This window comes from Pseudomonas sp. MD195_PC81_125, assembly GCF_014060985.1.
In the GTDB taxonomy this organism is placed as follows: domain Bacteria; phylum Pseudomonadota; class Gammaproteobacteria; order Pseudomonadales; family Pseudomonadaceae; genus Aquipseudomonas; species Aquipseudomonas parakoreensis.
The window spans coordinates 1-1,639 of record NZ_JABULD010000386.1 but is presented as its reverse complement, the minus strand read 5'-3'; the positions used below and the strand labels follow the sequence as shown (position 1 = coordinate 1,639).

The 1,639-nt window shown below is 59.7% G+C and carries 2 protein-coding genes; both read left to right on the top strand.

Annotation, left to right across the window (positions count from 1 at the left end):
- Positions 1-1,077, top strand: a 1,077-nt coding sequence (betC, locus tag HT737_RS15870; RefSeq protein ID WP_182403212.1) for a choline-sulfatase, incomplete at its 5' end; no start/stop codon positions are given.
- Positions 1,078-1,087: 10 nt separating this feature from the next.
- Positions 1,088-1,639 (top strand): glycine betaine ABC transporter substrate-binding protein (locus HT737_RS15865; RefSeq protein ID WP_308809990.1); only part of this gene is annotated, 552 nt, incomplete at its 3' end.

The window sequence follows — 1,639 nt, the reverse complement described above, 5'->3', positions numbered from 1 at the left end:
CAGGCCGGGCCGTGCGTGCGCACCAATCAGCTCGACTTCGACGAAGAGGTGGTGTTCAAGGCCCAGCAATACCTGTTCGATCACATCCGCGAGGACGGCGACCAACCGTTCTGCCTGACCGTGTCGATGACGCACCCACACGACCCATACACCATTCCCAAGGCGTTCTGGGATTTGTACGACGACGCGGATATCCCGCTTCCGACGACGCCTGATCAACATTCCCTCGATCCACATTCGCAACGCCTGCTCAAGGTCTATGACCTGTGGGACAAGCCACTGCCTGTGGATAAAATCCGCGACGCGCGGCGCGCATACTTCGGTGCTTGCAGCTATATCGATGCCAACGTCGGCAAACTCCTGAAAACCCTCGAAGATTGTGGGCTGATGGACGACACCGTCATTGTCTTCTCCGGCGACCATGGCGACATGCTGGGAGAGAAGGGCCTCTGGTACAAAATGCACTGGTTCGAGATGGCCGCTCGCGTGCCCCTGTTGATAAGTGCACCCGGTCAGTTCAAATCGGGCCGTGTCAGCTCGGCCGTCTCCACCGCCGACCTGTTGCCGACCTTCGTCGAACTGGCCGGCGGCAGCCTGGAACCGAATCTGCCGCTGGACGGCCGCTCCCTGGTGCCGCATCTGCAAGGGCAGGGCGGGCATGACGAAGTGTTCGGCGAATACATGGCCGAAGGCACGGTCAGCCCGCTGATGATGATCCGCCGCGGCGCCTACAAATTTATCTACAGCGAAAGCGACCCTTGCCTACTCTTCGATGTGCACAACGACCCGCGTGAACTCGAAGAACTCAGCCAGTCACCGCAACATCGCCAACTGTTCGACGATTTTCTCGCCGAAGCGCGGGCCAAGTGGGACATGCCGGCCATTCACCGCGAGGTCCTCGCCAGCCAGCGCCGTCGTCGTTTTGTCGCCGACGCCCTGACCATCGGCAAGCTGAAGAGCTGGGATCACCAGCCGCTGGTGGACGCCAGTCAGCAGTACATGCGCAACCACATCGACCTCGACGATCTGGAACGCAAGGCCCGTTATCCACAACCCTGCCAAAAACCAATAATGTAAGGGGAAGTCCATGCGCAAGTTATCCACAGCACTGACGATAGGCCTGCTGGCTCTGGGCAGCGCCTCGGCATTTGCCGAGCAAAGCTGCGACACCGTAAAAATGGCCGACCCGGGTTGGAGTGACATCGCCGCGACCAACGCCATCACCGGGTTTCTGCTGGACAGCATGGGCTACAAGGCCAAGGTCGACACCCTCGCGGTGCCGATCACCTTCGGCGGTCTGAAGGACGGCCAGGTGGATGTCTTTCTCGGCAACTGGATGCCGGCGCAGCAGGGCTTCTACGACAAGTTCGTCGCCACCGGTGACGTCACGCAACTGGCGAAGAACCTCGACGGCACCGAATTCACACTGGCCGTCCCGGATTATGTGTGGGATGCCGGTGTGCATGACTTTGCCGACCTGAACCAATACGCGGACAAATTCGACAAGAAAATCTACGGCATCGGTTCCGGCGCGCCCGCGAACATTTCGCTGCAGGAAATCATCAAGAAAAACGACTTCGACCTCGGCCAGTGGAAGCTGATCGAATCCAGCGAACAAGCGATGCTCGCCGAAGTCTCG